The following is a 687-nucleotide window of genomic DNA, read 5'->3' on the forward strand; positions in this document are numbered from 1 at the left end:
TTTGCCGCGGCAGGCTGCGACGGGTTGCTGCGCGACAAGACGCGGCCGTCGCGCATTCCGCCGCTCGGCCCCGAGGTCGCCGAGCGCGTGGTGGCGTCGACGCTTGCCGATCCGCCGGGCGAGACGACGCACTGGACCGCCGACATGATGGCAAAGGAAGCCGGCATCAGCGCTAGCGCGGTCAGGCACATCTGGAAGGCGCATGGCCAGGCACCCCACCGCTGGCGCCAGTTCAAGCTCTCCAACGATCCGAAATTCGTCGACAAGCTGCGCGACGTCGTCGGCCTCTATGTCGATCCGCCGGCGCACGCCATCGTGCTGTCGGTCGACGAGAAGAGCCAGATCCAGGCGCTCGACCGCACCCAACCCGGCCTGCCTATGAAGAAGGGGCGGCTCGGCACCATGACGCACGACTACAAGCGCAACGGCACCACCACCTTGTTCGCCGCCCTCAACATCCTCGACGGCACCATCAATATCGACACCGCCTTCGCCCGTTCCTGTTCGTCCAGGCTGTCGAGCATGCAGGGTTCGAAGATCAGGTTCATCTGCCGGCCCTGGTTCGGCTCCGGCTTGCTGATTGGCTTCATAGTCGTCCCTCCGAGCGATTCTCTCCTCGCCACGGAAGTTTGCGGGCTGGGCGGCGCGCGAGACCAGTCTGTTCAGATCTGTCAGGGCCGCCAGATC

At 65.6% G+C, this 687-nt stretch carries 1 protein-coding gene; it reads left to right on the forward strand.

Annotated elements, in window-relative coordinates; genetic code table 11:
- Positions 1-687 (forward strand): IS630 family transposase (locus tag ACTIFU_RS23900; protein ID WP_439580819.1); only part of this gene is annotated, 687 nt, incomplete at both ends.

It is taken from the genome of Elioraea sp. (assembly GCF_051860475.1).
Classification (GTDB): domain Bacteria; phylum Pseudomonadota; class Alphaproteobacteria; order Acetobacterales; family Acetobacteraceae; genus Elioraea.